At 49.0% G+C, this 26,640-nt stretch carries 32 protein-coding genes; 3 read left to right on the top strand and 29 right to left on the bottom strand.

Annotation, left to right across the window (positions count from 1 at the left end; genetic code table 11):
* Positions 1-140 precede the first annotated feature (140 nt).
* Complete coding sequence (locus ACFQW4_RS06880) at positions 141-1,382, bottom strand: hypothetical protein (RefSeq protein ID WP_377724520.1); 1,242 nt, start codon at positions 1,380-1,382, stop codon at positions 141-143.
* Positions 1,383-2,111: 729 nt separating this feature from the next.
* Here ACFQW4_RS06880 and ACFQW4_RS06875 point away from each other — a divergent pair.
* From ACFQW4_RS06875 to ACFQW4_RS06865, 3 genes are read left to right on the top strand one after another with little or no spacing between them, the layout of a single operon-like run.
* Entirely contained in the window at positions 2,112-3,161 is a 1,050-nt protein-coding gene (locus ACFQW4_RS06875; RefSeq protein ID WP_377724518.1) for a hypothetical protein, read from the top strand.
* The gene (locus ACFQW4_RS06870; RefSeq protein ID WP_377724516.1) at positions 3,161-4,993 is read left to right on the top strand and encodes a hypothetical protein; all 1,833 of its coding nucleotides are present in this window, start codon (positions 3,161-3,163) and stop codon (positions 4,991-4,993) included. Before ACFQW4_RS06875 ends, ACFQW4_RS06870 begins: the two co-directional genes overlap by 1 nt.
* A gap of 48 nt (positions 4,994-5,041) precedes the next feature.
* Positions 5,042-5,263, top strand: a complete 222-nt coding sequence (locus ACFQW4_RS06865) for a hypothetical protein (protein ID WP_377724514.1) — start codon at positions 5,042-5,044, stop codon at positions 5,261-5,263.
* Here the strand turns inward: ACFQW4_RS06865 and ACFQW4_RS06860 are convergent, their stop codons facing one another.
* From ACFQW4_RS06860 to ACFQW4_RS06725, 28 genes are all read right to left on the bottom strand, one after another.
* The gene (locus tag ACFQW4_RS06860) at positions 5,264-5,689 is read right to left on the bottom strand and encodes a tail fiber assembly protein (protein WP_377724512.1); all 426 of its coding nucleotides are present in this window, start codon (positions 5,687-5,689) and stop codon (positions 5,264-5,266) included.
* Complete coding sequence (locus ACFQW4_RS06855; protein WP_377724510.1) at positions 5,689-6,585, bottom strand: glycine-rich domain-containing protein; 897 nt, start codon at positions 6,583-6,585, stop codon at positions 5,689-5,691. Before ACFQW4_RS06855 ends, ACFQW4_RS06860 begins: the two co-directional genes overlap by 1 nt.
* A gap of 3 nt (positions 6,586-6,588) precedes the next feature.
* Positions 6,589-7,170 carry a YmfQ family protein gene (locus tag ACFQW4_RS06850; protein WP_377724508.1) on the bottom strand — a complete coding sequence of 194 codons (582 nt, stop codon included), beginning with the start codon at positions 7,168-7,170 and terminating at the stop codon, positions 6,589-6,591.
* Entirely contained in the window at positions 7,161-8,228 is a 1,068-nt protein-coding gene (locus ACFQW4_RS06845) for a baseplate J/gp47 family protein (protein WP_377724506.1), read from the bottom strand. The genes ACFQW4_RS06850 and ACFQW4_RS06845 overlap by 10 nt, the downstream gene beginning before the upstream one ends.
* Positions 8,221-8,634, bottom strand: coding sequence for a phage GP46 family protein (locus tag ACFQW4_RS06840; protein ID WP_377724504.1), 414 nt, complete (start codon positions 8,632-8,634; stop codon positions 8,221-8,223). Before ACFQW4_RS06840 ends, ACFQW4_RS06845 begins: the two co-directional genes overlap by 8 nt.
* Entirely contained in the window at positions 8,631-9,188 is a 558-nt protein-coding gene (locus tag ACFQW4_RS06835; RefSeq protein WP_377724502.1) for a phage baseplate assembly protein, read from the bottom strand. The genes ACFQW4_RS06840 and ACFQW4_RS06835 overlap by 4 nt, the downstream gene beginning before the upstream one ends.
* The gene (locus ACFQW4_RS06830; RefSeq protein WP_377724500.1) at positions 9,188-10,261 is read right to left on the bottom strand and encodes a phage baseplate assembly protein; all 1,074 of its coding nucleotides are present in this window, start codon (positions 10,259-10,261) and stop codon (positions 9,188-9,190) included. Before ACFQW4_RS06830 ends, ACFQW4_RS06835 begins: the two co-directional genes overlap by 1 nt.
* On the bottom strand, positions 10,258-11,586 hold the full coding sequence (locus ACFQW4_RS06825; protein WP_377724498.1) for a DNA circularization protein: 1,329 nt from the start codon (positions 11,584-11,586) through the stop codon (positions 10,258-10,260). Before ACFQW4_RS06825 ends, ACFQW4_RS06830 begins: the two co-directional genes overlap by 4 nt.
* 36 nt (positions 11,587-11,622) lie before the next feature.
* Positions 11,623-13,458 (bottom strand): phage tail tape measure protein, encoded by a 1,836-nt coding sequence (locus tag ACFQW4_RS06820; protein WP_377724496.1) that lies wholly within the window; start codon positions 13,456-13,458, stop codon positions 11,623-11,625.
* An 84-nt stretch (positions 13,459-13,542) separates the two neighbouring features.
* Entirely contained in the window at positions 13,543-13,866 is a 324-nt protein-coding gene (locus ACFQW4_RS06815) for a phage tail assembly protein (RefSeq protein ID WP_309835052.1), read from the bottom strand.
* Positions 13,863-14,219: a phage tail tube protein gene (locus ACFQW4_RS06810; protein ID WP_309835054.1), complete on the bottom strand. Its 357-nt coding sequence runs from the start codon at positions 14,217-14,219 to the stop codon at positions 13,863-13,865. The genes ACFQW4_RS06815 and ACFQW4_RS06810 overlap by 4 nt, the downstream gene beginning before the upstream one ends.
* The gene (locus tag ACFQW4_RS06805; RefSeq protein WP_377724493.1) at positions 14,219-15,715 is read right to left on the bottom strand and encodes a phage tail sheath subtilisin-like domain-containing protein; all 1,497 of its coding nucleotides are present in this window, start codon (positions 15,713-15,715) and stop codon (positions 14,219-14,221) included. The genes ACFQW4_RS06810 and ACFQW4_RS06805 overlap by 1 nt, the downstream gene beginning before the upstream one ends.
* Positions 15,715-15,903 carry a DUF2635 domain-containing protein gene (locus ACFQW4_RS06800; RefSeq protein WP_192413743.1) on the bottom strand — a complete coding sequence of 63 codons (189 nt, stop codon included), beginning with the start codon at positions 15,901-15,903 and terminating at the stop codon, positions 15,715-15,717. The genes ACFQW4_RS06805 and ACFQW4_RS06800 overlap by 1 nt, the downstream gene beginning before the upstream one ends.
* A gap of 3 nt (positions 15,904-15,906) precedes the next feature.
* Positions 15,907-16,467: a hypothetical protein gene (locus ACFQW4_RS06795; RefSeq protein ID WP_377724491.1), complete on the bottom strand. Its 561-nt coding sequence runs from the start codon at positions 16,465-16,467 to the stop codon at positions 15,907-15,909.
* Positions 16,464-16,970 carry a hypothetical protein gene (locus ACFQW4_RS06790; protein ID WP_377724489.1) on the bottom strand — a complete coding sequence of 169 codons (507 nt, stop codon included), beginning with the start codon at positions 16,968-16,970 and terminating at the stop codon, positions 16,464-16,466. The genes ACFQW4_RS06795 and ACFQW4_RS06790 overlap by 4 nt, the downstream gene beginning before the upstream one ends.
* A complete protein-coding gene (locus ACFQW4_RS06785) occupies positions 16,963-17,352 on the bottom strand; it encodes a phage head closure protein (protein WP_377724487.1) in 390 nt (129 codons plus the stop codon). Before ACFQW4_RS06785 ends, ACFQW4_RS06790 begins: the two co-directional genes overlap by 8 nt.
* 1 nt (position 17,353) lies before the next feature.
* Positions 17,354-17,683, bottom strand: a complete 330-nt coding sequence (locus ACFQW4_RS06780; RefSeq protein WP_377724485.1) for a head-tail connector protein — start codon at positions 17,681-17,683, stop codon at positions 17,354-17,356.
* Positions 17,684-17,688: 5 nt separating this feature from the next.
* Positions 17,689-17,988 (bottom strand): hypothetical protein, encoded by a 300-nt coding sequence (locus ACFQW4_RS06775; protein WP_377724483.1) that lies wholly within the window; start codon positions 17,986-17,988, stop codon positions 17,689-17,691.
* A 41-nt stretch (positions 17,989-18,029) separates the two neighbouring features.
* Complete coding sequence (locus ACFQW4_RS06770; protein WP_377724481.1) at positions 18,030-19,244, bottom strand: phage major capsid protein; 1,215 nt, start codon at positions 19,242-19,244, stop codon at positions 18,030-18,032.
* Positions 19,245-19,253: 9 nt separating this feature from the next.
* Positions 19,254-20,102 carry a head maturation protease, ClpP-related gene (locus ACFQW4_RS06765; RefSeq protein ID WP_377724479.1) on the bottom strand — a complete coding sequence of 283 codons (849 nt, stop codon included), beginning with the start codon at positions 20,100-20,102 and terminating at the stop codon, positions 19,254-19,256.
* 11 nt (positions 20,103-20,113) lie between these two features.
* Complete coding sequence (locus tag ACFQW4_RS06760) at positions 20,114-21,418, bottom strand: phage portal protein (RefSeq protein WP_377724477.1); 1,305 nt, start codon at positions 21,416-21,418, stop codon at positions 20,114-20,116.
* Positions 21,418-23,163: a terminase large subunit gene (locus ACFQW4_RS06755; protein ID WP_377724475.1), complete on the bottom strand. Its 1,746-nt coding sequence runs from the start codon at positions 23,161-23,163 to the stop codon at positions 21,418-21,420. Before ACFQW4_RS06755 ends, ACFQW4_RS06760 begins: the two co-directional genes overlap by 1 nt.
* Positions 23,117-23,584, bottom strand: coding sequence for a phage terminase small subunit P27 family (locus ACFQW4_RS06750; RefSeq protein WP_039332465.1), 468 nt, complete (start codon positions 23,582-23,584; stop codon positions 23,117-23,119). Before ACFQW4_RS06750 ends, ACFQW4_RS06755 begins: the two co-directional genes overlap by 47 nt.
* A 117-nt stretch (positions 23,585-23,701) precedes the next feature.
* Entirely contained in the window at positions 23,702-24,049 is a 348-nt protein-coding gene (locus ACFQW4_RS06745) for an HNH endonuclease signature motif containing protein (RefSeq protein WP_377724473.1), read from the bottom strand.
* 12 nt (positions 24,050-24,061) lie between these two features.
* Positions 24,062-24,802, bottom strand: coding sequence for a hypothetical protein (locus ACFQW4_RS06740; RefSeq protein ID WP_377724471.1), 741 nt, complete (start codon positions 24,800-24,802; stop codon positions 24,062-24,064).
* A gap of 214 nt (positions 24,803-25,016) precedes the next feature.
* Entirely contained in the window at positions 25,017-25,472 is a 456-nt protein-coding gene (locus ACFQW4_RS06735) for an Rz lytic protein (RefSeq protein ID WP_377724469.1), read from the bottom strand.
* Positions 25,460-26,092, bottom strand: coding sequence for a glycoside hydrolase family 19 protein (locus ACFQW4_RS06730; protein WP_377724467.1), 633 nt, complete (start codon positions 26,090-26,092; stop codon positions 25,460-25,462). Before ACFQW4_RS06730 ends, ACFQW4_RS06735 begins: the two co-directional genes overlap by 13 nt.
* Positions 26,076-26,429, bottom strand: a complete 354-nt coding sequence (locus tag ACFQW4_RS06725; RefSeq protein ID WP_277977401.1) for a phage holin, lambda family — start codon at positions 26,427-26,429, stop codon at positions 26,076-26,078. The genes ACFQW4_RS06730 and ACFQW4_RS06725 overlap by 17 nt, the downstream gene beginning before the upstream one ends.
* Between the last annotated feature and the right edge of the window lie 211 nt (positions 26,430-26,640).

The following is a 26,640-nucleotide window of genomic DNA, read 5'->3' as shown; positions in this document are numbered from 1 at the left end:
CTGTATATAAATACAGTAATATTAATCCGAAGGATCGATCAAGTCGATTGATGGTGATTTTTGCGAAGGGATTGGTACGTAAGGATTTTTAGATGGGCGCACTTCTCAGCCCACCTTAAATACTGAAAGAAACGTTAAGCTCAACGCATATTCTTAAAAAGCTTATCAAATAAACCTTTCAAAAGATTATTACGTGGCTCTGCTTTTGATTCCGAAAAAAATATATCAGTCAAAGTTTCTTCTAAAATCTTATTTTTCTTTTTATAATCTAAGTTTGACGCAAGTGAAATTATGAATAACATTCCCTTAATGGTAGGAGTAAGGCGTTCACCTATATCAAATATTGATTCTTGATCTAACTCCACAAAATAATCAATATCTTTGTATCCTTCTAAAGACATGTCAGTTGGCTTTAGCCTATGCAAATCAACATGTCTTTTAGAGATGGTTTCAAATCCCAGATAATCCCATGGAAACTTTATTGAAGCAGGCACCCTATCAGCGCTTTTTATTTTACTTGATTCAAGTGATAGCAATTCAATAACAATCATATCATGCTTTAAATCTTTAAAGTTAGATTCATAATCAGAATATGAGCAACTCTTGAATTTATCAAACCCAGGTTTATTAAAAGGAATGACCTTTGATAGAGTTGATAAAGCAACACTGTCTCCAGTTATCAATATTGTTTTTTTGATTTTTATCTTATTCAAAAAATCACTTAACATTGAGCTAAGCTTCATAATTGAAGAATTAATAGATTCATAGGGGTCATGTTTTTTTATCATATCCAATATAAACATATAGCCTAAAGTTGATGGGTGCAGGTCACCATCTATATAAAACTGACACATTTTATCTACGGGTATTTCTAAGCATTTGATAAATCTGGGATCACAAAATTTCTCTAAAATATCAACTTCATCAATTTGAGGGTGCTTATAATTTCCCTTTTCATCCACGTGACTGTGTTTAATGATATTATCAGATCGCCTCATAATTATAGTCCAAGGGATGAAGTTAATGTCATCACTCATTTCCATCCATTTTGAAAGCCCACGAATGAAATGATTAGCCATCAACAGGTCATTCTCAAAGCTTATCAAGCGACCAGTCACATTAATGTGATTTATTTTACTATTATCAATATCCAACGCATCTTCGATAATGCTGTTACCAAACCTAAAATCGCCGATAATAAGATGTAATTTGTCATTCCTTCCCCTCGTTTTCACAAACAATTCAAATAACTGCTTGCTCCAAGTAGGTGCGCCACCTCTTCCAATGAAAACAACACCTCTTGAGGTGTTTTTAATTACTTCATTTTTGTAAAGATGCTCCAATCTAACAACGTGCGATGGTCCGACGATAATATCACGCATACGATTATTCACTCCGAATGACTTTGCTTGTATCTTATCTTAATACTCTTTGTATGGCATCTTTCATTACACATGAGTTGCGCTGGGTTGATGGGCGAAACATTTGGAAGGCACTAGATAGCAAGTATCTATTCTTGCGGCAAGTCTAAGAGGACTATTGCATAACCTAAACCATCAGATGACAGCGGAGTTTGAGCATCTATCAATGCCGTAGTCGTAGGAGTTGATTTTGTGGTCGTTAGCCACTTTGGAGGTCTGAAATGTACACAGCTGATCGAAACATTTTCGCCCTCTCCAGGTTCTAATGATAAACGTACTCAGCAAGCTCATTGGATTGTCGGGAGGCAAATCGCAGCATCGGTGATGCTTAAGGTCTAGCCTAAGCTATATGCTCTTTCTATTTAGATGTTTATTCCATCGATAAACATAGAGTACTTATACCACTGTACGTAAACACAGCCCCTTTCACTAATGGACTATCAGGGTGAAGTCGTACATTTTTTGTAAAGGGGCCGTTGGGATGGAGAATTATTTGATGCTACCGCCCTAATTAGCTACTCTTGAGCAACTTAACCTGCAGCCTGCCAAGATCGTCATGATTTTTGCACGAATCTTTGCCATTGATTACATGCCGTGACTACTTCCATAAAATCCAGTTCAAATATTAGACAGCGCATGGAATTTGCTATTTAAATTTAAATAATCTACTTCGGGAGAGAAAAATATAAGATGAAATCGAATAAAATACTCTTTGTTGGACAAACTTTGTCAGTCGAAAGGCCGTTTCTTGATCCGTCAACAAGATATCGCTGCTTTAACATAGCATACGCTCTGAACAAAAGAGGTCATATAGCAGATGTAATTACACTTGATGAATTCATAGAAAATATGGATATTGCCAGACAATATGACAAAATTGTATTTCATCGACCGTTTTTAAAAAACGAAAAATTCATTGATTTTCTTTTGAAAAATAATGGCAGCGAGCGGATTATTGCTGATTATGATGATCTAATTTTTGATGTAACTAACATTTTAAGCCTTCCGGAAATAAAAACACGCGATCCTTACGTTAAGGGAACGGCCAATTACATTTCAAGAAATGCTGCCGCATGCGAATTATTCAACAATTTCAGTTTATCAACAACACCACTGAGCAACAAAGTAAGCTCAATATTTAAAGGTAAAAATGTTAAAGTCATTTCTAATGCCCTTGAAGATGAATACGTAGACTTATCTACGAAACTTTTCAATCTTAATAAGCCTAGAAAATACAAGCTTGGATATTTCCCTGGAACAGCGAGCCACAACGCTGACTTTAATGAAATATCAAATTATATTGCTGACTTTCTGAAAGAAAATAAAAAAGAAAGATTGTTCATTCTTGGCCCCTTAAAATTACCTTATTCCCTATCTCAGTATTTTCATAGAATTGACCACGTTCAGGAAACTGTTCCATTTAATCATCTCCCCTACATCAAAGCAAATGTTGAAACTATAATTGCGCCTTTAGGGATAAATGAATTCAATAATTGTAAAAGTGGTCTGAAATTTTTTGAGGCGATGCCTCTTGGATGCAGAGTCATTGCTACAGCCATACCCGACATTGATAGGTTTGATTCTTTATATTTGGATAAGTGCCATGTTAAAAGTGACTGGGAGAAAATTTCACTAAAGAAACAGTTTAGTAAAGACACCTATCAACATGAGTTGGATAAAACCTTGCAAAAAGTTGGCGCTAATAACGTTGCTAAAATCTGGGAAGAGAGCTTTTTATAATGAAAAAAGTATTATTTTATGTTGAACCACATCCATTGCGTAATACCTTTAGCGAGTTTCTCCCACCCGCAATGAAGTTCTTTGAATTGGCTTCACATGTTAATTTCTCTGATATTGAATGGAGAATTTTTTCCAACCCATATGTATTGAATGAATTGTCTGAGCATTTCTCCCAGATTGAGAATAACCTTCACATAGATATTTTTAGAGGGATTTCTCAGAGCGAGATAGAGAAGAAAATTACTGAATCCCTCATTTATCCAGATTGTGAAGATGATCAAAAAATAAAAAATTTGCTCAACAAATGGGATGAGCAAGAAATTAATGTAAGAAATGGAATCGTTTTAGGCACTAGCGTATTATCCATTTTTTATGAGTCAATGCTTAGGAAAGCTTTTAAGAAATTCCAATTTACACATGTAGTATTGTGGTCAGAGAATGGAGCGGTAAGAAATTTCTGCGCAAAAAATGGTATAAAAGTTCTTCATATGGAACTTGGTCCAACTAGAGCACCATATCAAGAAACCTTGATGATCGACCCATTCGGTACAAATGCAAATGCCTCTTTAACTGATTTGGGCATGTGCTCGCAAAATGGTGTAAACAGTTATTTATGGGGTTCTGACTTTTCGTCAAGCAACTCATTAAGCATTAAGGAAATTTATCCAACACTCGGCTCATATACAACTATTGAAAGTTCCAAAGGAAAAAGTTTTTGCGCTCCTAAAGATGTTACTTGTATAAAACATCTTGATCATGAAGTAAGTGAAGACATAATAAAACCTATTGATCATGAAGTAAGTGAAGACAGAATAAAACCTATTGATAATTACGTTATTGTATCTCTTCAACTTACAGATGATTTGAATACAATTAATCATTCATCTTACAAAGACCCCTCGCATTTCATAAAAGAAATCGTACCACGGTTACTGGCTCTGGGTTTTAATGTGTGCATAAAGAGGCATCCTGGTGCCATTCACAGAATATTCAATCTAGTGAAAGAATTGGAAGCCGTTGAATATGCTAAAAACCTATCTGATAACGTTTTTATACTTCCATCAGAAATGCAGCAAAAAGATTACATTTTATTTAGTAAGCGAGCAAAAGCCATAATATCAATAAATAGCTCAGTTTGCTTTGAGTCTTGGATTATGGGGATTCCGGGATTGATTTTCGGGGATGCAATTTTTAACTTTGACAAAGTTCTAACCCGCCTGAGCAATGACTTTCTTAATGGTGGTAGTTTATTAGACGACGAAAAATTAATAAATGATATTAAGCTTAGAGTGACTCACTCCTTAAACAACTACTTTATACCTAACAACATTTTTGTCTTATCAAAAACAATGGCAAAAATCGTTGCTGATTGCTCTGTGGAAACAAAAAAAGAGTATTTAGAGTGGATAAGCACACATATTGATATTTTTGAAATGTTGTTTGAAGAGAAGGTCATTGAAGTTAGCAACAAGATTGGAGAGAAACCGGGAATAGATTATTATGCAGAGATGGCTTCAGCGTTGCCAAATGATAATTTCTATCAATACTCTATTGATGATTTAAAAATAGCTAACAGGGAAATTCACTTACGGGGATGGATAATCTCTCAAGAAGCGAAGCCTTTAAGTGTCTTCATTGATTATTCTGGAAATCTACTGATAAGCAGTATGACTCGCAGGGATGACGTTAAAAGTCATTTCCCTCACGTTGATTTTAATCCTGGCTTTGAAATAAGAGAGAATATAATTTCAAAAGATTTTAATCAAAAATCATTGAATATATATATTTATGGATCAGATCACAAATGCAGGTGCATTACTGTTAATCTTTAGCCTAAATCTGCCTTTTGGCTATCCAATTTTGATAATTAAGGATTTTAGATGAAAAAGCAGGAATTATTTTTGTGGGGTGTTCAGACGATTATGGCATCAGGTTCGATGCAGTCTGCTGAGGTATGGACGCTCAGGAAGCTTTCGCTGGATGCCATTACCGCCAGCAAAAGTATCCCGAGACGCCTTTCTGCAGAAGAAGCCGTCGATGTTTTTTATTTACACATTGTCAAAGTAAAAGACGGGAATATTACTGAATTCTCAGACTGGTAATCAGGCTTTTGGTTTATCCGGCCAGGTAATCACAGCAGGAGTGTCTGAATCAATTCGATTAAGTAATACGCGATATTTTTTCCAAGATGGCAACTCGGACGCTTCTTCTTCAGTTGCCATATCAAGATCCACAGCATCTTGCAGGACGCTGATGATCCCGCTAGCTTCTTCCATTAATGACTGCTTTAGTGCAATGTTAGCTGCAATCGCCGCCTGTTGGTTGGCTTCCCTTTCCTCGTCAGTAATTGGTGGAGGTGTAAATATAGAGCCATCAAAGAGCCAACCAGTTGACGGAAATGTTCCCGCATCATCTGGGATTTTTATGTAATCTATTCCCTCACCAAATTCCATTGGGGAAGATTTGGGGCCATCCCAAACTATTGTATTTTGGACTTTTCCAGACTTTATAAGTGCGTATGAACCCATTATGCGAACTCCCAAATTCTTACCATACCATTACCGCCTTTGCCGCCATTGAATAGGTTAGAAGGTGACTGTGATGAGTAAGCCGCCGAACCCCCAGCCCCTTGAGTAGATGCATCAATACCGCTTGAGCTGGTGCCACCAAAGCCACCTGGATTACCGCCGCCAAAAACACTTGGGGCGCCATAACCTGATACGCTATTTCCAGCTGTAGTTGCTATGGATAGAGGAGAAGCATTCCCCTTCATGTTTACATCACCGCCTGATGCTGTGCCACCCTCCGCGCCAACCTTAAGGGTTGTTGTACCGGCGGCGATAGTAGTGGTGCCATTACCTTGACCACCTTTTCCACCATTCGAGATCATGGTTCCAAATGAAGAAGCCCCGCCATCTGATCCAGCAAGGCCCCCACCATTAGCATTCGTGCTCCCGATACCTCCGGTTCCGCCAACACCAACGGTCACTGCTGTGGCAACCGGATTTAGTTTCCATCCAAAACAAAATGCTCCCGCGCCGCCACCTGCGGCGATCGCTACATAACCGCTCGCTGTAGCTGAAACCCCGCCGCCGCCTCCCCCAGCACCAAGAACTTCGACAAATAGTTTTTTTGTACCCGCGGTAGGTGTATAAGTGCCACTACTGGTAAATGTCTGAACATTGAGTAGTCTACCACTACCTACAAGAGCTTTTATTGCTGCGGTTAACTGGATGTTGCTACCTTTATTTAATGTAATCCCAGCTGCCTCAATTACTCCCGCCAGCTCTTCCTGCAGAGTATCGAAATAATCCGCATCCAGTGCTGTCGGAAGCACTCCTGTTTGAGGATTTCCGCCTGTGAATCCATTTTTACCCGAGCCAAATTTGTCAACCTGCGCGGTAGACGTATCAATACGATGCATGAATTACTCCGTGTATAAGAAGATTACGTAGGTATGAGAGGGGGCAAGTTTGTTAAACACACACTCGACCACGGTTTCACCCCATGTACGGATGGAGTCCGTACAGTTGCTTATGCAGGTCATAGGGCTGATTTGTGCAGCCGCTGGGATATTCACTCGCCAGTGATAACGCCACTCATCGCTGTACAGGGACTCAGTGCAGTCAGATACACAGGTGAAATTACTCTTGGGGTAGCGCGTTATTGTCGCTTCGGTGTAACCCAGCGCGTCAAGTTGTGCCCGGTAAAATGCTTCGTTTATTCCACCAGCCAGATTTATCTTTGCATCCAGCCGCTGGCGGCGCTGCTGCAGCGTCTGCGTTCCCGAGGGTGTGCAGCTGTCAGGCAAGCCAGTGATGCCCTCGTAGCGATCTATGAGTTCTGTCACTGAACGCGGGTCCGTTTCCAGCATCAGTGCATCAGCGCGTTGATGTGCGCGTGACATTACGGGAGCGAATCCCAGTAGCAGCGGCTCTTCACCATCCCACGCTGGCCCACGTGGCAGCAGCGCACCCAGCATCTGCTCGTACTGCGCTGTCAGGTCCATGTGAATTCTCCCACTACGCCCACTTCACCTTTTGCGATTGGCACCTCGTTAGTCGGGCTGACCAAAACGTGGCTGTATTCCCCGGTAGCCAGGCTGATCGCTTCACTGATTCGGGAAGGCTCAAGCGCCCCCTCAGGCACACCATCGCGGAGATTCATCGCTCTGATCTCCGCCTCTACAGCCAGCCTGATTTCTTCAGTATCAGGTGTCAGACGGATGCGATAATTGACAACATGTGGTGTTGCGGCGAAGGCGTATACGTCTGAACCTGCTATCGGGGCGAGCGGCTCGATATGAGCCTGTACTGCAGCCACCACAGCGGCATCCGGGATCGGATTATGTAGATCGCTGTTGGCCAGCATTACGCCCACCGTGCCTCGACCTGACCAGTGACGGTAGGTCCATGCGCGGGTTACGCCAGCCACCTCTTTTGCCCACACCTCATAATCGGCATCTGCTCCACCCTGCGGCGTGTAATACCATCGCTCAATGATTCTGGCGCGCCATACCTCAAGGTCTTCGATGTCAGTGCCACCCTGAATGGTGTCGGCCACTCCTGCCGAAGGCAAACCCTTTATCGGGCTGGTGAGCCTCATTGTAATACCGTCATCAGTGTTGCCGGTGACGCCGGCCCTATCACAAGTGACAGGCACACGAAGTACGCCTCCAGAAGGGGTAGCGCTGGCAATCGTGGTGAATGAAACCAGATCGTCACGCTGAATAGTCACACCAGCATCAATGCCGGTACTGCCCGTTACGCCATCCCAGCGAACATAGCCGCTCGCATAAGTTGCTGCCTTGCGCGGGGCGCGCTTCATATTCCCGTGTCGAATAAGCCAGTCTTCATCCGCAAGGTCGGGAAGGAGATTGCGTGCGAGATAATCTATGTAGCCATACACAGTATGAACCGATGCTGCCAGAACGCGGCTGTATACCTCGGCGTCAGTACGGCGTAATTCGGCCAGTGTTGAATCAGCCGCAAGGCGGGTAAGAATATCGCTCCGTACTGCGGTGATCAGCTGCGGGAGTGTTGGGCGGGAAAATCCGCTATCAGCCATTGAGTTCACTCCATAAATCATCGAAAGAAAGCGTCAGGGTTGTGCCGTCCTGTTTCTGAATAACCGTGGAAGCTGACAATGCATTGATGCCGAGCCTTTGTGCTGTGACATCCACCCGCGCAGCCACACCATCAGCCGTGAGCCACTGCAGCGCTTCTGCGATGTATTCACGGGCTTTCAGCGGCGTTTGGTTGCTCAATTTTGAGCGCTTAAGCAGATAAAGGCGGGAACCGATTCGGTCATTCTGAACGGTAGGGAACGTGTCACCCCACCAGCCATTGACCTCTTCGGGCGTATCGTCTTTACCCGCTTTTCGCCAGGTGAAAAGTGAGATAACCACAGCGCGGGTTAACGGGTCGGTTAACTGGTAAACCGACTGCTGCCTGCCATTTATTGTGAGGATCATGATCCACCCATCTGTTGCAAGGTTGCATCCGTAGTGCCTCCGCCGTCCCCGTTTTCTTTATGCTTATGCCCGTTATAGGTCACACGCATCTGGGCCATGGAAACACCGTTAGAATCACAGTTATCGGTGATATTTCCGGTTGCCTCGATGTCCATTTCGAAACGTGCTTTGGGGGCATTTTTGAAAGTAATGAGTTTCCCGCCGCCATCCACAACGATCCCTGTTCGGGTGAGTGTCACTGACTTAGCCTCGTCGTCATAAATGGCAACCTCTCCGCCCTCTAAACCCTTCAGGCGGTAGCGACGATCTGCGACAACCAGCACGACCCCATGAGATCGATCACCATCGAAGTAAGCCGCAACGGCCTCCGCGCCGCTCAGTGCAGCTGAGGTAAAGCCGTAAGGCTCAAGATGTTCAATATCACTTTTGCCCTCACCGCCTGGCATGCTGATCTCCAGCATCTGGCACTTGCTGGCCGTGTCGATTCCGCGCAATACCGCCCGTGCGAGAACGTTTGATAGTGCGCGATTAAGCGCATTGAGTGGACCAGCCATCAGAAGTCATCCTCCACTACAGTTTTTTTCTTACGTTTGCCGGGCCTGGCAGGCTCGGGAAGATAAGCATCTGCAGGGCCTACACGCAGCTCACTGATGGTGCCGTATTCATCCTGCTGGTAGGTCACCTCCGCGATCACCATTTCACGGTTATCAAAGCCCAGAACAGGATCGAATACATCCACCAGCATGTTGGGCTGCCAAAGCTTACCGTCTCCCTGATGCCAGCCCTGAACGGTATAAGTCACTTCATCAGTCCTTGCGGCGCGCTGGCGCATCTCGAATTCGCTGCGCTCTGCACATGTACCTGACGTGGAATTACCGGTCTGTCTGACCAGCAACGGCCTGTACCTGGCTATTCCGGTATCGGTCGCTGTGCCACGAATCGCCGTAGTCGTTGCCTCACCAAAATCGTCGTTGTTTCCGGCGCGCATGCCTGAAACCTGATAGGAGCTGAAGCGGTCTTTGATGCTCTGTTCGCTGTCGCATGTCAGGATGTTTTCTCCCAGCACTAAAGCGGTAGTAGCCCTGACAGTACCAATACCGCCTATGACTAAATCACCCGCCGCGTTGTCATAGGCCAGCGCCTGCTGCAGGCCCAGCATCTTATTCAGCACATCCATAACAGATTCACCCTGGTCGGCCTGAACGCCCTGCAATACGCCTGACACGCCGCCCGCATCCACAACGTTGATACTGAACGGCCTGGCAAGGTCTGCGGAAACCTGAACGATTGAACGTCCGTTGTACTGCGAGGGTGTTGCTGAGCAATCGACGAGGTCTGCTGTTTTACTGCGGCCAACGATACCCATTGAGATGCTGTTGGCGTCATACCTTACAGGCGTTGCTTCCACCCATCCGGTGATAACCAGTTCGTCACCTATAAGCACTTCAACCTTATCGCCCTTTTTAATGCGGCTGCGGCGACTCACCTGTGATTCATCACCCGGCCAAGACCGGGTAATCTGGACGTTGAAATCCCTTGCGATGCGTTCTATACCTGCCGCAATGCGAACGGATGTCCACCCGCCCCACTCACGGCCATTAACGCGAAGAAGTACGGTTGTATTCACTGGACGGGCACTCTCAGGGTTTTAACCGGGACAAAGCCGGGGTGCCGGATGGCGTTGCGCGCGGTAATGTCATATTCACGCCCGGCATCGTCGTACCAGTCCGCAGCAAGTACGACTGCGGGTAAAACTTCGGACGGTATGCGCTCAACCGTTCTGGAGGTTTGCTCAAGTCGCGAAGTGATATCTTCATTCAGCGCGGTGCGTACCTGCCGCAGCGCGAGAAACAGCCCGTCATCGGTGACACGGACCATCTCCTGATCGATGGCGGTGTTAAGCGTGTCTCGTACTTCGGTAAGATCATCCCAGGACGGAACCGCATCCGTTCCTGTAGAGGTGATAACGCCCACCGCTGTATCATCTTCCAGTAAATCATTTACTGCTGGGTGCGACACAATTACAGCTGCGGAGGATTGCTCAGTTGTGACCGTGGTTGATGCTGTGGACTTTGGTAAATTCGTCACCGTATTCACCGCCTCACTGAGCGCTGAAGTACGGATCGCCTGCGCAACGTAATTGCGTTGCTCCGTTCTGGCCTGTGTGCTGGCGCTGTCTGTTTTCCAGACCCCGCGCGGAGCAAGTCCGGTATCGAGTGTGATACCGCTGAGACCTTTGACCATTGAGATCATGTCTGTGACATTGCCGGTCAGTTTGGTTCCCGCGCGCCACATGGTCTGAAGCTGATTAACAAAACTCATACCGCTGGATGGCGGCATCAGTAGCACAGACAAATCACCCTGCATCAGGCGGGATGCTGCACTGATTCCCGAATCCACGTACTGCATGGCATCGGTAACGGTATCGAACATCTCCGTGGCATCATCCAGCAGCCCGTTTTGCGTGAAGTCTGGCAAGCCATCGAGCCCAAACGCCTCAAATGCAGAAGACAGGAAATCGTCCATCAGAGCTGCCGCGCCCGTAAGTTTCGCTCCGGTTGCAATGCCGGCTTTTGGAAATGACAGTTCACCTGATTCGATGAAGCTGAAGCTGACGCGGCACATGCGGCCTTCGTCTTTGGTATGGCTGACGCGAACTTCATCTGTAACGGTGACTGTCATCTCACCGTAAAATGGATGAACGAGCGTGCAACTACCGGGCTTTTCAACCGCCTCGATCAGCCTGTTGCGCTGTTCAAAATAGTCATCACCGACCAGATACGCCTGAACGCTGAAGCGACGCGTTGCACGCCCCATATCTTCAGCCCATGGTTTATCGCGGTTGGGATATTCATGCACCTGGACGCGTCTACCGAAAGTAGCCTCATCCTCATCAACCTTGAATGGCACGCCACGCAACGAAGCATCCTGCAGGTTATCAATCCAGCTCATGCGATCTCCGGGCAATAAAAAACCCACCGAAGCGGGTTACTGATTTGAAAAGCGGTTATAGCCGACATCATAGTTTAGCCAGGGTAGTGAGTTACCCGCCGGAGCAACACGCATACCTGGCGGCGCATTATCAAAAGTGACCTTGAGTTCGCCCTGCTCTGGACGCGATAACGGCACTGCAGACTGATAACCCGGTCCCTCATGCTGGTTGTTATACCACCCACCCGCATTCCAGCGATTTTTGAGCGATTCCCAGAATGATGTTGTACCGTCCTTTTTAGTTACGGAATCAGCAATGTCATTCAGTTTTTTAAAAACATAAATAGCAACGCCGATGGAGACTGTTAGCGCACCGAGTGAAGCAATCTGCCCCAGAACTTCTGAAAGCGAAGATGCTGTAGACAATGCAGATTCAAGGGTGCCAACGGTATTATCAGCAAACGCGCCAACCATAAGTGTGCTCACGGCTGCAAGTATTGTTTCCCAGCCCCCCATTGCTTCAACAACTTCATTGACATATTTCCAGACGGATTTCACTACCGGCCCAATTTGATCCCAGTTACTGACGATTAAACTCCCGCCAAGAACGAGGAGCGAAATAACTTTACCCATCGTGGACATCTTCATGACTGAGTCAAAAATCTTTATCGCTCTGGAAGCAACACCCATTGCAGACGCGGTGCCAAGCAGCGCAATCCCGAATTTGAAAGTTCCCCTGACCATCTCCGGGTTTGCCTTAGTAAACTGCCGGAATTTCTCAATCATTGGCTGTATCTTTTGCGTCAGCTTAACGATATCCGGAAGGAACATTTCTCCAATGGTAATACTGGCGGCACTGAACTGATTCTTCAGCAGCTGAACGGAGTTCGACGTCGTTGCCGCGCGCGACTCATACTCCTTTTGCATCGAACCGGCATACTGCTGAGCGTCCGCAACACGCGTAAAGTTTGTGCGCAGTAAATCCAGGTTAGTCAGTAAAGGCGCAATTGCGGCAAGTGATTCCTTACCAAACAGCGCATTCATAACTGCTGCCTGTTTGTCTTTGGGAACCTTAGCCAGCGAATCCAGCACCTTCAGCATCGCAGCGCGTGAATCTTTCTGCATATCGGCTGCTAACTGGGCAGGATCGATTTTGATAAATTTCAGCGCTTTCTTTTGTGAGGAAGTGGCTGACTTTCCGGAAGTTAATGAAAGCATAAAGTTTTTGATGCCTGTGGCGGCTATCTCTGACTCTACCCCCATACCGGCAATAGTTGCGCCCATTGCGGCGATTTCACCCGAAGCCACGCCAGCAACGCCACCAAGTGGACCTATGCGTGTGACAATGTCTGAGATTTTCTGCGCGTTTGCCGGACCGGTATTCCCCAGATAGTTGATTTTATCGGCTAGCACAACAACGTCACTCTGCGTTAATTTAAACGCTGTGCGCCATTGCGCCATCATCTGTCCTGACTCTTCTGCGGTCTGGTCGAATGCAACCCCCATCTTCACCGCATCACTGGCGAACTGCATCAGGTCCTTACGCGCGATGCCCGACTGACCGCCCGCTGCGACGATCTGCGCGATTCCATTTGCTGCCATAGGCAGCTGAGTCGAGAGTTTGAGAACGTCTTCGCCCATCTCTTTAAACTGCTGTGGCGTGTCGAAATTAACGACTTTCCGAACGTCCGCCATCTGCGATTCGAAATCCATCGCCTGACTAATCGGAACGGAAAACGCCGATGTCAGCGCAACGCCAACAGCCGCCGCACTGACCATGATATCTTTGGCTTCCTTCTGAAAGCCTTTAAGGTTTTTGCTCATCCCCTTCAGTGGACCTGATAACTGATCCACTGCCGTGATGATCGCCTTCAGCTGAAAACTATCTGCCACGGTTCATTTCCTCAGAGATGCGGACAGCCTCAGATTCCATTTCGAGAAACTTGCTGAGGCTGACATTTTTTAGCTCAAGCGGATTTATGCGCCAGAAGTGGGCTGTATTGTAGAGTCGTTTTCTGAACTCTCCGCCGCTTCCGACCCCGTAAAAAAACCAACTATCGTCATCGACGCCATAAAGACATCTTTAAGCGTCATTTTTGCCGCCGATGAGCGCGGGATAGCGGCAAGCACCGGGATATATTTCAGCGTTACGCGGGAGTCCAGCTTCATTTCACCGGACTCGTTGTAACTGAAAGGGATACCGAACTGCTCAACTTCGTCATAAGTTGGCTCGCGGATTTCAAGAACATGCAGCGTCTCATTTGCCGCCACAATGGGTTTAGTCAGTACCAACTCTTTCACTGGTAAAATCCTTCTGAACCGTGGAACTCAAGGTCAACCGTGCCCTCTTCGGCGTTGTGGTTAGCCTCACCAAACAGCCAGGCTTCTGTCAGGACATACACCTGACCATTCGCCAGCTCAGCAGTGCCGGTCATGCTGTCGGACTCCGTAATTTTGCTCAATGGGAAGCCCTTCGGCACCTTAAAAGTGCCTTTGATGTAGGGAGCGCGGTGCGTCTCCTTACGGTCAACGGAACCATCAAGGCCGATAACATCATCATTAATCTTTGTGTTCATTGGCACTTCAATGCCGCCCGTCAGCGACAGCTGAAGCCCGTCGAGTTTGAAATACGTGGTACCAGCAATACGGGACATTATTCGCTCTCCTCGCTATATTGCAGACGGAACTGATTAACCAGAGCAAACACGCGCAGCTGATTAACGTAGTCAGGCGGGAACAGCACATCCACGCGGTTTGGATTATCCGCGTTGCGCTCCACCACCAGATAGGTTTTGAACAGGTCAAAGTTCTCAACGATGGCTGATCGCTCCATCTGTTTGTAGACCGAGCACATCTCACCTTTGATGACCGCTGGCGTCACCACAGCCTGACCATCACCAAATCGGGTGCCGTCATTTGCTAGTTTATGGCGTGGGTACTTGGAGGTGATCACGCTCTTCAGTTCGCGCAGTACGTAAGCACTGGTATGCAGCGTTTCACTATCCAGATAGCTGTCATCAGACACGCCGTAACTGTTCTGCTGATAGGTCGTAATATCACGCTGAATGCGTAGCACGCCGCTCTCTGCATAGGCCGTTGCAATGCCGTGCGTCAGCAGAGACTGTTGCTCTGAAAGAATGAAACGGGTGCCTTTCGGCGCAGGCAATGCCCCGGTCAGTTCTCCGGTTTGCGTTGGTCGCGCCGGATCATTACGGATAAATACCGCATTGCGGGCGGTACGCATCGCCACCAGCTCATCGCAGCAGGTTTGCGTGGACACTTCATAACCCGCAACGGTGATATGCTGGTTATTCATGGTGTCGCCAAAGGCAATCAGGTCTGACAGGGGGCCTGTTTTAGCCGTGTAGACGTGGCCATAAAGCTGGCGTGCGTAGCTCCATCGACCTGAACCGTCATTCATTTCCAGCGCCATAGTCGCTAGGGAAGCTGAATCACTGAACGGAAGCCCGATAAAATCAAACGGCTCATCACCCATCGCAGCAATGGTGTCGGTAAGGTCAGGTGAACCGGTGCCGCCAGAAAGCGCTGTAATGGTCACGGTAATGCCGTCCGGGGTAGTTTCACCGCCCACCGTGCCGTAATAGTTAAGCATCAACGGGATGTCGTTCCCGGTCAGCCCCTTATGCCGAGCCTTGACTGCAACGGTGCCGTCAGTGGCGGTCGCGGTGACAGGCAGGCTGGCATTCGCATTGATAGCGGCCGCAAGCGTAGTGGCAACGTCAGCAGCCTCATCGCCAATAACCACGGAGGCCTGCACACGCTCGACGCCGATATAAAGACTGAGCGTTCCTGATGCCTGCGCGGTGCCTGCAATGACTACCGAGCCTGCCGCCTGCGCACCCGTTGATTCACCTACTGCCAGAATCCAGAGTTCACCAAAGGGGTCGATGGCGCGATAGCGCTTGACCATGCGGTGCAACTGGCTGCCGAAGCCGCAGATTTTCCCGGCTAGGTCAGCTGATGGCATGATAGTGAGTGAGTTTTTCACAACCGTTGCCGTGGTCGCCACAGTACCGATTAACAGTGCCGGGCTGCTTGAACTCGCGCTGTTCGCCTGACTGGCATCCATTTCTGCCCAGAACAGCGGCACGCGGATATCAGAAGGCACCTGATTAAAGCTGACAGTCATCACTCGCCACCTTGTTTAGTTGCGTCTTTTGCAGAAGCCTTGCTCTCTGCTTTGACTTCCGTAACATCTCCAGCCTTCATACGGCGGAGCCAGTAAGTACTCATTTCGACGTTTCGCCCTTCTTTGGGCAACAGGTCGCCACGGGCAGGATCAGGAACTGATCGCCCGGCTACAGGTTTTAGTTTCATTGGTTACTCGCTGATGTTGACCCGAAGTTTGTGTTCGATGATGCCGTCTGGTTTCTGGTCTTTGGCGATGAAATCCACATCGACATCAATTTCACTGAATTCATCCAGGGCGTTGAGATCGTCCTGCTGGCGCGTCATCTCACCAGTAATTTCACGTGTCAGCATGAACTCAAACTGGTAATAAAGGCGGCCCCTGTCCATATCAAGAAGTTGGCCACCCGAGTATGCTACTGGACCCGCGTCTTCATCCGGCTCCCAGCCCAGCAGAGCCTTCCAGATTTCACCCCGCACATCATGCACCGCGTCATAGCCTGATGCCTGACCGCGCTCGTCACGGGTGTTGTCCAGCACCACGACAACTGCAAATCCCTCGGTGACGTTCTGCCAGTAGTCGGTTAAGGACTTTTGTTCGGCGGTGATGTCCTCAGTCGGCACCACGTAAGCAGCTGGTAGCTTCATTTTCCCGGTTTCAGGAATGGCTTTGAATTCCGCCGCACCTGCTACGTTACCCGCAAAGCGCGGACATCGCGCACGAAGCGCAGCTATTACCAGAGACAGCTTCATTTCTTTTTCCTTTCAGGCCTGAGGGAAGTACGAAGCGCCCTGCTGAGGACATAACGTGTCCAGCTCTTGCGGGATTCAAGCACTTCCGCCATATAGTTTTTGCGTGGCGCTATACGCCAGCCGTTTCCACCAGACTTGCCTTTATGATGGCTTTTACCGCGTTTAGCCCCGCGCCTGACCCCATAAAAGAGAAAGGCCGGATAGAAATCGCCTTCAATAAGACGGTTGCCTTCGCCACGTTTCTGATTGGGAGCAATGCGCACCATCAGACCCGGACGGTTTTTAGATGCCCGTGGTACGTAGTAACCGATTGAGCGGGCCAGCCTGCCAGTGCGAAATCCCGGATTTTCCCCCGGAGAGGAACGACCTCTACGCATCACCATCCGGCGGGCATCACGCATATGCACCTGCCCTAATTTCACGAAGGCCTTACGCATCCTGGCTCGGTTAAAAACGAATTCTTTCGGCTGGTCGAAATCGACATGCAGCAGTGGTTTAGCCATACATCTCTCCATCGCGATCTACCGCGCCCAGCTCCTCGCACTCCATCAGCAGGTAACGGCCAGCGGAGTTAAGATCGCGAAGGCGCTTAACCCTGTAGATGTTGCCTCCAAAAACCACTTCAAAATCAGAAGTGATGCCCTGACGAAAACGGATCGTGATGTAATGGGTAATGATGTCATCAGCCTGAATGGATTCGTGATAGGTTGTGGCTCCGACCTGCCGGACCTTTGCCCACACATCCTTTTCATTCTGATAAACCGGCTCAACGCCATAATTCGCTGCCGCCTGGTCTATACGCTGGCGTAAATGAATGCGCTTATTCAGTTCACCGGGATCGGGCAGCGTAAATACAGCGCTGGTATTTGATGACCTTAACTGCATATCAATACCCCGACACAGGCAGACGGCGTGAATAAAGAAGAAATTCAAACGCCTGAGGCGTCTCTGTCATCTCTACTTCAGACACAGAACTACGATGTTCGTACCAGTGACTGACCAGCATCAGCAGAGCAAGGCGGATATCTTCGGTGATCACCATGCCGTCAGTATCAAGCGGGGCAATGTCAGCAACCGTTTTATAGAGGTTGCGGTTGAGGTAGGTCACAGCCTTCGCTTCAGCAGCCAGAGCAAGAAGCTCAAGAAGCTGATCCTCTGCAGTGAAATCGCTTTCCAGACGGCACTGTGATTTGATTTCTTCGAGCGTCAGAAGCATTGTCTTTAGCCTTTCTTGTTTTTACCTTTTGCTGGCTCTGGCTCTGGCTCTGGCTCTGGCTCTGGCTCTGGCTCTGGCTCTGGCTCTGGCTCTGGCTCTGGCTCTGGCTCTGGCTCTGGCTCTGGCTCTGGCTCTGGCTCTGGCTCTGGCTCTGGCTCTGGCAGAGCAGCAGTATCGTCTTCAACCAGTTTTGCAAAGCCTTTTTTAATCAACTCGCGACCATGCTGCTCGTCGGTCTCAATGGTATTGCCTTCAGAAATGACAGTTCCGCCGAAATAATTCGGTTTAACTAGAAGAAGTTTCATGTGTAACTCCCGGAAAGGCGGCCCGGAGGCCGCCGTTGCTTTTACGCAGCTGAAACAGGTGCGGTGAATGAACCGTAAACGAACGCTTCAGGACGCTTAACGGCCAGCGCCAGACGCTCTTCACAACGGATTGAGATCATGTTTTTCTCAAAGTCGTCGGCGTTTTCAGTGGAGATCACAACGTTGGCATCTTCACGATCAAAGATTTGTGCACCGGCATTGAATGCGCCTGTCAGGAATTTGCCCTGAAATGCGGCCGCTTCGGTAGCCACGACCGGAAGACCCCACAGGGTTGGCCCCGTCAGCGCCGCAGGGTTCGCCAGTATATAGCGACCCAGCGTGTCTTTGGTCAATTCGATCTTTGCCCAGTCGATGAAGTGCAGGACGTGACCCGAAGCCGGGAATCGCGCAAGCTGAGCCTGAAGCATGGCTAAGCGCAAATCGTCGATGCCGTTCTGACTTTCAACTTCAAAGGCAGCGGCAAAAGCTGAAGCCTGCGGAACAATACCGTCGAGATGTGCACCAGTGCCATCGCCGAAAAGAATCTCCTGCTCTTCAACATATTTCAGCCCATAGCGAAGCTCTGCATCAATAGTGGACTGCAGTTGCGGCATATCATCCAGAATCTGCTTAGCCGCCTTAAACATGTGAGCGATCGTGCGGACTGGCGTGATTTTCTCCGCGAAAGCAATGTCGCTGTACGGTTTGGTCGTGTTTTCAGCCACTGCAGCAGCTCTATTGGTGAAGCCGGTCTGCTGCACCCAATAAATGGTGTTTGAGGCAGTACGGCCCGGCGCGATCAAATCACGAATAAACAGTCGTTGTTTTGGCTGGGTGTCGATACCGGGCAGGCGATCAGGCGCAACAATTTGACCAGGAACATCGACTGACACCAGTGCTGCACTCACCGGAATGCTGATGCGTTTATTCCCTTCAACGCCAGCGGTGAAGGTCTTAAGCGCTTCAGATGAGATAACCTGACGACCCACGGTTTCAACAACTTTGGCCGCGTGGTTCATAGGCATCTGAGCGACGTGCTGTTCCAGCTCACCGAGTGACGCCTTCAGCGTTTTATTCGCATCATTGAGGGCGTTGAACTCAGTGGCGATTTTATCTACCGCTTCTTTAGTCTGGGCTGACAGCTGACCAGAGTTTTTTGCCTCCTTAAGCGCGTCTTCAGCCTTAGCGCTGAAGGTGCCGGAGACCTCTTCCAGCTTTGCAGATACTTTCTTCAGTAACTCATTTACATCTGACATGATGATTCCTTATTTGCCGAACGCGGCCAGCGCGTTTTGAAGTTGCTCAATACTTTCAGGGTTGATTTCGTCGGTAGCGCCCGGCATACCTTCAGGGGTGGCAGCAGCGCCTGGCTTGCTGCCGGTTAATGCTTTAAGAAGTTTTCGACGTTCTGAACGTGGTGCATCGGTTTTAGCCAGCATCGCGTCCAGTTTGCGTAATGCAGCTGCAGGGCTATCGTCGTCGTCCGCAATTTCATCTGCAGAAAGCAGCCGATCCGCAAATCCCTTATCAACGGCATCACTGCCGCCGATGTAGGTTTCAGCGTTCATCATTGCGTCGATAGTGGCGGTATCCAGCCCCGTGCGAGCGCCGTAGATATCGTTCATGGCTTTATCAAAAGGCTCCATGTCAGCCGCAATCTGCTGCAGGTCGTGACGGTTGCCCATCGCATACACCCAGCAGTTGTGGATCATCAGGAAGGCACCGCGACCAATCTGGACCTCATCGCCGGCCATCGCGATGATTGAAGCTGCAGAGGCAGCGAGGCCCAGCACCTTGACGGTGACTTTCCCCTCGTACTCGCGCAGCAGGTTATAAATTGCCAAACCTTCAAACATATCGCCGCCGGGCGAATTGATATTTACGGTAACATCAGCACCGCCGATTGACCGGAGGGCGGCAGCGATGCGACTGGCGGTGACGCCATCTCCGTACCAGTCAGCGCCAATGACGTCGAAGACGGAAATACTGTTTTCTGCCTGCTTTGCGGCTTTAATACCGCCGTTCCAGCGCTCCATTGCGGATGACGGCAGATCGCGATTTTCGCGCGCAAAAGGCCGCCCCTCCGGCGCTGCCGGAAGACTTTTCAATGTCATGGGGGTTGCTCCTAAGCCGCTTGTCTAAGCGGTGACTGTTCTAAAGGAATGTCCGGGAAAACGGCATTGTGAACCTCTCGCAACATAGTAGCCCTTGCTTCGATGCTGTTTTTGCGCAAGTCCTCAAGCGGGGTAAGGTTCAGCTGTACGGTGTAGATATCACCGCCTTCAATTGGCGGCAGATTCTCCAGACGGCGCACATCATTACGTGACATCCAGCCGTTTTGCAGTGCCGTGGTGTAATAAGCGGAGCGTCCGGCACTGTCAGCACGAAGCAGGCCTTCAACCGAGAACTCAGCAAACAGGTCTTCATCACCGTTCAGCAGGCAGCGTGAAATCTCCTGTTCAATGTTTACCAGCATCGGACGCAGCGTATTCGTCAGGAACAGCAGATTCATGCCCTCTACGCTCGACGCCCAGCTGCTTTGCTTGTCTACGTGACCCACCATAAACGGCGGTACGCGGAACCAGCGGCAGATTTCCTCAATGCTGAACGAACGTGACTCCAGCATCTGAGCATCTTCTGGGTTCAGCGTAATGCCCTGATAGGACATATCGCCTTCAAGGACCATTACCTTACCGGCATTTTTTGACCCAACGAACCGGTTAAGGTTTTCACGGTTTTTCTGGCGCTGCTCTTTTGTCAGCAGATTCTTCGACAGGAAAAAGCCTGAAGTCTGAATACCGTTTTCGAAAATCTTGGCGGCAGATTCTTCGACAGCCATTGCCGCCCCGAATACGTCACGCCCGGTTCGCATCGGCATCATCCCGCAGACACCATCAAGGCCGAAACCACGAATATGCATCATGTTCTTCACAGGAATGATGCGTGGTATGCCCTTTTCGGTGTAGGTATATTGCAGCTCACCGCTGTCGAGGCGTTCTACCTTCATACTCTGCGGAAGAAGTGGCACAAGCGAAACAAGCTTGGTGCCGATCATCTTTTTCTCAACGTAGGCGTTTCCCCGCAAACAGATACTGGCAACCACCATCAGCATGAATCGTGACGGTGTCATTTCACTGTTCGGGCGACGGCAAAGCAACTGATAGGCCGGATGATTCAGAGCAAGCTTGCGGGAACCGTCGGCAGCACGTTCGTAAACCTTCATGGGCAGGGTTGAAACCGACTCGCTGAGCAGTCGCACGCAGGCCCAGACAGAGGCCAGCGCCAGCGCTTTCTCTGCTGTCACGACCTTGCCGCTGCTGCTTGTGCCGTACCACTCCTGCCAGAACGCAGCGTCATTAAGCCCAATCGACTCGCCAAGCCAGTTCACAATCGCGCTCTTGATGCGACCCGGCTGTTTTTTTTCCTTCATCAGATACCTACCATGATCGGGTCATCAAAAAAGTCATCAGGATCGCCGCTGTCCACCAGCACTGCATCCTCTGCTGCACCTATTGCCATAGCGGAAGCCACCACGCCGTCGATACGGCCGGTACTTTTCTTTTTGGCAAATATGCGGTTGTCCTTCTGGTCAGCCTCAAGCACCGCAGAGGCGGCATTCCAGCGCAGGCAGGGATTAGGCCGGATAACCAGTACCCGGTTATTAAGGTGCTCTTCGAAAAGCTCAATTGATCGTGGCATCCACAAACCGGACTCCTGCGCCTTATAAAAGCCCTGACCGTGAGGAACCAGGTCAACGCTCACAGACTCGCTCTCAAGCTCAGGCACCAGATACTTGATGCGATACTGGTCAAACGCGATGCACTTAATATCGTATCTGGCCGCCAGCTCACCGATACGAACCGCCACAAAACCGTAGTTGACCGCCTTACCCGGCGGCGCGTGAATAAAACCATTACGCAGCCAGGCGTCATAAGGAACGTGGTCAGTTTTGGCACGCTCCAGCAGAGAATCTTTCGGCGTCCAGAACTCGACTAAAAGCTTTTTTGATTTCGGAAAGTAAAGCGCAAGCGCCGTCAGGTCACGTGAGCCTGACAGGTCCAGACCGCCATAACACTCTTCACCCGCTAAATCCTCGGGGTCGAATTCCTGTTCGCAGTTCATCCAGGTGTCGCTGTCAATCCACGGATCGGATGCTTCCACCCATTGGCAGAAATTCAGACGGCGGACGATGCTCTCTTTTGAAGGCATGCCCCGCGCCTGCGTCACCTGCTCCCGCAGGTACTTATCCGTGAAGGTCTGACCCAGTGATGGGTTAGCTTTACCCCAGCACGTTTCGTCCTTAAACGGGTCGTCGCCCTCATCCAGTGAACAGATGAAGCTGAAAAAACTGTCATCAACCAGGTCACCGGCAGCAACCTTGCGCCCGTACTCATGGTACTCATAACAGACGCTGGTCTTATCGTGACCGCTGTTGGTGATGAGAAACATCAGCGCCTGACGGCGTCCCTTAGTCCCGGCACGCATCATTTCTACAACGGCGTTTGTTTTGTGCTCATGCACTTCATCAATCAATGCGCCGTGCGGGCGCGGACCTGACTGACCATCATCGGAGCTGATCGGCTTGAAGAAAGAGCCTGTCTGCAGGAACGCTAGATTCCACACGTTCAGCCCGGTGCCGGATTTGGTGATGCGCTTCGCCAGCGCGGGCGACTGATCGACCATCGTTACCGCATCGCGAAACAGGATCATCGCCTGGTCTTTTTTTGTGGCCGCCGCATATACTTCTGCGCGTGGCTCCTTGTCTGCCATCAGCAGGTAAAGGCCAACACCGCCAGCCAAAGGCGACTTGCCAGAACCCTTACCGGATTCGATGTAGCTCATGCGAAAGCGGCGCGTACCGTCCTCCGCTTTCCAGCCAAACAAAGAACCCACGATGAAACACTGCCATGGCAGCAGGATAAAAGGTTTTCCCTCATGCTCCCCGCCGTTAAGCTTCAGAACCTGAGCAAAGAAATTAACGACCCGAGTTACAGCTTCAACATCCCAAAATAGTCCGCGCTCTGGCCCTTCTTCTAAATCTCGAAGGTGCCGGGCGCAGGCAGCGCGAATATCCGGGCCCGCTATGACTGAGCCGCTGGTAACGTCCGTGGCATATTGTGTAGCCGGATCAACCGAAGAACTGGTTGAGCGGGTCTTCTTCTTTTTCTCCACCATCAGCATTTACCTTTGACCGGGCAGCCGGTGTAAGGCCGAACTCCACCAGATAGCTTTTGAACCGGCGATCAACATCGGCCAGCATGGCGACAGCCGGGTTTGCTTTAATCAGAAAATCACCCATCTGGGTTTTAGTCGTATAAGTGCGCCCTTCGATATCGACTATCTGGCGCAATTGCAGAATTTCCGCATAAAGATCGCAGAGCCGTTCGAGCGCAAGGGTATCCGCAACCGTGAGGACACCCATTCCGTCAAGAAGAACGGTCAACTTTCCCCAGGCTGTTTTACCCCAGTCGGTCAGATGTGATGGAGGGCTGGGAATTTCACGGGCTGGCTTTGGCTCTTTTTTATTGAGAGCGCGCTTGCCGGGATTCCCTGTAACAACTTTCAGATGGGTAGGTTTTGGTCGTCTTCCGGCCATAAAAACCTCCCAGAAAAAAACTTTTCATTTCGCGGTTGTGCATAAAAAGGGGGGCGGGCGGTCAGGAATACGATGACCCCTGAACTCTCAAACCGCCCCTCCCCGTTTGTTTTTGAATTATCCCCTGCGCCAGTGCGACTGTGGGTCCAGTGGCAGACCTTTCTCATCGCATCCGATGATGTGTCCGCGCTTCTCTTCGCGCTGCTTGGTGGAGTCGTGGTGCTGCTTACAGAGAGGTTGCCAGTTGGCTTTATCCCAGAAAAGCTTCTGGGCTTTAGCGATATCATCCTGCTTACCGCCGCTAATTGCTTCTTTCAGACGGTGAGGCGTGATGTGATCGACTACGGTTGCGGCGACCGCCCGCCCCTGCCGATGACACATTAAGCAGAGCGGGTGCAATTTCAGAAATGACAATCTTGCCTTGTCCCAACGGCTGTTATAAATAAGAGCTTTGGGAAAACTCATAATTCATGCCTTTCAGTTAATGATTTTAAGCTCTACAAGTGAGTTGAAATCTTTAGTCATTGTTTTAAATGCAATATCTTTTATATCTCCGATATCCAATTTTAAAACTTCACCACTTGCGTTATCACTAATAACACAAAGCCTATATTCACTTTGATGTGAGTATTTACTTTGTTTGTGAAAAGGTGCGTTCATCATATCTTCAAGAACGAGGCTTGAATTCAACTCATCATAATATTGAACTTGCTTAGAACAGTACCAATTTGCTTTTTGTTCTTCATAGAGTTTTTGTGCAGCATTCCTAAATCTATTTAAAAACTCACTTGGGTTCGTAATCACGACAGTGTAATCTCCAAGAGCTTCGACTTCTTTAGGTAAAGTGAAGTATGAGCGCGCTAATTTTATCTCTTCTTCACCTTTAAGATTAGTCATATCTAAGTCATGAGAATGAAGTTGAGTCATACAAAATACATTAGCATTGTTATGTAAGTTCATACTGGTAGTCATTGGGCCAGCCATATCTTCAGGATTAAAAACATGCTTAACCCCATCAACTTCAAACTCTAAAATAAAATCATGCGGCTGCATCCATGCTGTTAAAGCCTCATGCTTATCTGCAATATTACCTTCAATCGACTCCTCAAAGTTTCTGAAAAATTCAATTGTATTCATATAAAGAATACCGCTAAGAAAGCTGTCCCTAAACTCCTCGCAAGAAAAAACTTTCAACAACACTCCAATTTTTTTCGCCATCGCTAGGATTTCCGCTTAAAACCATAATCTAATATGGTTTTACTGCATCATCAATAAACATGAAGCGATGATCATCTGGGAATTAGACTTTTAGAGCTTTTCAAGTTCACGTATGGCTGCACGGTCAACGTTACATTTCTCAATGACGCCATAAAGTACGCCGTTCAGTTGTACCGACTCGCCAAACGTCAATACGTCCGGTACCGCTGGCGCTTCAATTCGGTTTGTCAGGTCCGCCGGCAGAGTTAATCGCGGCTGGCTGATTGTCCGGTACTCCACTGGCTGACTTTGCTGCGTCCCGCAACCGCTCAACAGCGCGACTGTCGACAGGAGCAGCAGCGCATTTATCCGCTTCCAGATAGCGCTTAATCTCATTCTGTAATTTCCTGTTCTGCTGTGCCGTCACTGCGCGCTGTTCTGCCACCTGACTCATCACCGCGTTTTGCTTGTTAACCGCCTTCACCAGGTCATTGACGCTGGCGGCTAAGTCGTCGTTCTTGGAGCGCAGATCGTTTATCTGACCGTCTTTGCTGTTTGCCAGTTGCTCCAGCCGCTCGTTGGTGGCAGTCAGCTGTGAGTTACGGGCATTCAGTCCCCAGAGACAAATGCAGATAAGACCAATGATGATTACGTGCGAATAGTTTCGGATAAAGCCGATTACGTTGAACATAGAATCCCCTTAGCTTTTAGTAAGCGGGATTTCCTGTCATCCAGACCGTTAGTGCCACCGTTAATGACTTTGGTGATGCGGGTAACATCATCAAGGTCTGCCAGTTCGTTTAAGCCGTGATTCTTCCACCATGCAGCTGCTGACATCGCCGCTTGAAGGTTTTCAGTCAGCAGGTCAGGGTTTGCCACTACATCAGCGCTTAGCTGCCCGGAAAGGGCTGCGTAATTCGCTTTGCCGGTAATCTGAATCAGTCCACGCCCGCGATAGCGATAACCATCACCGGAAGCAACATCACCATTGCCATTACGGTTTGCGTAAATGATGTTGGCGATCATCTTCTGATTGGCGGCGTGTTCAGCGTTGCGCCCGTAGGCTTTAGCCTGTGCCACAGTGATGCGTTTACCGAACATGGCAGTTAGCGCGTTCTCGCTGTAATTCAGACCCTCTTCCACTTTCGTGAATCCGGCTGACTCATGCCCCACCTGCGCCAGAAAGTGCGCCTGACGTAATGGGGTATTGATACCGAATGAGCTCATGCTGGCAGCTGTGCGGGGAAACCACTTGTCGCGCAGCGCATCAGATACGCCGGTGGCGCGCTGGAAATTACTGGGTGTCAGCATTGCCATCCCCTAATCGCTTATCGATGAAACGACGAAGTTTTGTTGAAAACCAGTCAACGCCAAGGAAGCCGAGGAAGACGGCAACCACTCGCGTTAAGTCGTCGCTGAAGTTCCAGTTGAAAACGGAGCCCATTACCTGAAGCGTCGGTTGAAGAAAAAACGCAAACACGCTGCACATAGCGGCATCAAGCAAGCGGCGCGGCCATGTGTCACGGCCAAAATACGTCGCGCGAAGAATCGCCATCACACCGGCTAATCCGGCATAACCCGATTCATTTTTGTGGGCGTATAGCCAGGCAAGCAGGCTTGCCCAGAAGCCCGGATCACGTTCTGGCATGCGTTTCATCCTCACCTCCCAATAGGTCGGTGCCGTCGGTAGTCTCGAAATAAAAAATTGCGCACCGCCACGGCGTGAAAGTTTCGGATAACAGTGATTGGCGGGCGCAAAAACGAAAGAAGGCCGCTCTATGGCGACCCTCTAAAATATGAACCCTGACGCGTTCCGCGATAGTTACCTGGCCCGTCAGCCACAGGGTTAATTATTAAAA

It is taken from the genome of Pantoea sp. GCM10028869 (assembly GCF_042666835.1).
Lineage (GTDB): Bacteria > Pseudomonadota > Gammaproteobacteria > Enterobacterales > Enterobacteriaceae > Pantoea > Pantoea leporis.
This window is presented reverse-complemented; position numbering and strand designations above follow the sequence as displayed.

Bases quoted from the DNA above. Each gene is read 5' to 3' on its own strand.
- ACFQW4_RS06880 (WP_377724520.1), bottom strand. From the start codon at position 1,382: ATGCGTGATATTATCGTCGGACCATCGCACGTTGTTAGATTGGAGCAT.
- ACFQW4_RS06875 (WP_377724518.1), top strand. From the start codon at position 2,112: ATGAAATCGAATAAAATACTCTTTGTTGGACAAACTTTGTCAGTCGAA.
- ACFQW4_RS06870 (WP_377724516.1), top strand. From the start codon at position 3,161: ATGAAAAAAGTATTATTTTATGTTGAACCACATCCATTGCGTAATACC.
- ACFQW4_RS06865 (WP_377724514.1), top strand. From the start codon at position 5,042: ATGAAAAAGCAGGAATTATTTTTGTGGGGTGTTCAGACGATTATGGCA.
- ACFQW4_RS06860 (WP_377724512.1), bottom strand. From the start codon at position 5,689: ATGGGTTCATACGCACTTATAAAGTCTGGAAAAGTCCAAAATACAATA.
- ACFQW4_RS06855 (WP_377724510.1), bottom strand. From the start codon at position 6,585: ATGCATCGTATTGATACGTCTACCGCGCAGGTTGACAAATTTGGCTCG.
- ACFQW4_RS06850 (WP_377724508.1), bottom strand. From the start codon at position 7,170: ATGGACCTGACAGCGCAGTACGAGCAGATGCTGGGTGCGCTGCTGCCA.
- ACFQW4_RS06845 (WP_377724506.1), bottom strand. From the start codon at position 8,228: ATGGCTGATAGCGGATTTTCCCGCCCAACACTCCCGCAGCTGATCACC.
- ACFQW4_RS06840 (WP_377724504.1), bottom strand. From the start codon at position 8,634: ATGATCCTCACAATAAATGGCAGGCAGCAGTCGGTTTACCAGTTAACC.
- ACFQW4_RS06835 (WP_377724502.1), bottom strand. From the start codon at position 9,188: ATGGCTGGTCCACTCAATGCGCTTAATCGCGCACTATCAAACGTTCTC.
- ACFQW4_RS06825 (WP_377724498.1), bottom strand. From the start codon at position 11,586: ATGAGCTGGATTGATAACCTGCAGGATGCTTCGTTGCGTGGCGTGCCA.
- ACFQW4_RS06810 (WP_309835054.1), bottom strand. From the start codon at position 14,219: ATGTCCCGTATTGCTGGTACCACGTATTTCAAACTCGACGGGCTTCAG.
- ACFQW4_RS06805 (WP_377724493.1), bottom strand. From the start codon at position 15,715: ATGACTGTCAGCTTTAATCAGGTGCCTTCTGATATCCGCGTGCCGCTG.
- ACFQW4_RS06800 (WP_192413743.1), bottom strand. From the start codon at position 15,903: ATGAAACTAAAACCTGTAGCCGGGCGATCAGTTCCTGATCCTGCCCGT.
- ACFQW4_RS06795 (WP_377724491.1), bottom strand. From the start codon at position 16,467: ATGAAGCTGTCTCTGGTAATAGCTGCGCTTCGTGCGCGATGTCCGCGC.
- ACFQW4_RS06790 (WP_377724489.1), bottom strand. From the start codon at position 16,970: ATGGCTAAACCACTGCTGCATGTCGATTTCGACCAGCCGAAAGAATTC.
- ACFQW4_RS06785 (WP_377724487.1), bottom strand. From the start codon at position 17,352: ATGCAGTTAAGGTCATCAAATACCAGCGCTGTATTTACGCTGCCCGAT.
- ACFQW4_RS06780 (WP_377724485.1), bottom strand. From the start codon at position 17,683: ATGCTTCTGACGCTCGAAGAAATCAAATCACAGTGCCGTCTGGAAAGC.
- ACFQW4_RS06775 (WP_377724483.1), bottom strand. From the start codon at position 17,988: ATGAAACTTCTTCTAGTTAAACCGAATTATTTCGGCGGAACTGTCATT.
- ACFQW4_RS06770 (WP_377724481.1), bottom strand. From the start codon at position 19,244: ATGTCAGATGTAAATGAGTTACTGAAGAAAGTATCTGCAAAGCTGGAA.
- ACFQW4_RS06765 (WP_377724479.1), bottom strand. From the start codon at position 20,102: ATGACATTGAAAAGTCTTCCGGCAGCGCCGGAGGGGCGGCCTTTTGCG.
- ACFQW4_RS06760 (WP_377724477.1), bottom strand. From the start codon at position 21,418: ATGAAGGAAAAAAAACAGCCGGGTCGCATCAAGAGCGCGATTGTGAAC.
- ACFQW4_RS06755 (WP_377724475.1), bottom strand. From the start codon at position 23,163: ATGGTGGAGAAAAAGAAGAAGACCCGCTCAACCAGTTCTTCGGTTGAT.
- ACFQW4_RS06750 (WP_039332465.1), bottom strand. From the start codon at position 23,584: ATGGCCGGAAGACGACCAAAACCTACCCATCTGAAAGTTGTTACAGGG.
- ACFQW4_RS06745 (WP_377724473.1), bottom strand. From the start codon at position 24,049: ATGAGTTTTCCCAAAGCTCTTATTTATAACAGCCGTTGGGACAAGGCA.
- ACFQW4_RS06740 (WP_377724471.1), bottom strand. From the start codon at position 24,802: ATGGCGAAAAAAATTGGAGTGTTGTTGAAAGTTTTTTCTTGCGAGGAG.
- ACFQW4_RS06735 (WP_377724469.1), bottom strand. From the start codon at position 25,472: ATGTTCAACGTAATCGGCTTTATCCGAAACTATTCGCACGTAATCATC.
- ACFQW4_RS06730 (WP_377724467.1), bottom strand. From the start codon at position 26,092: ATGCTGACACCCAGTAATTTCCAGCGCGCCACCGGCGTATCTGATGCG.
- ACFQW4_RS06725 (WP_277977401.1), bottom strand. From the start codon at position 26,429: ATGCCAGAACGTGATCCGGGCTTCTGGGCAAGCCTGCTTGCCTGGCTA.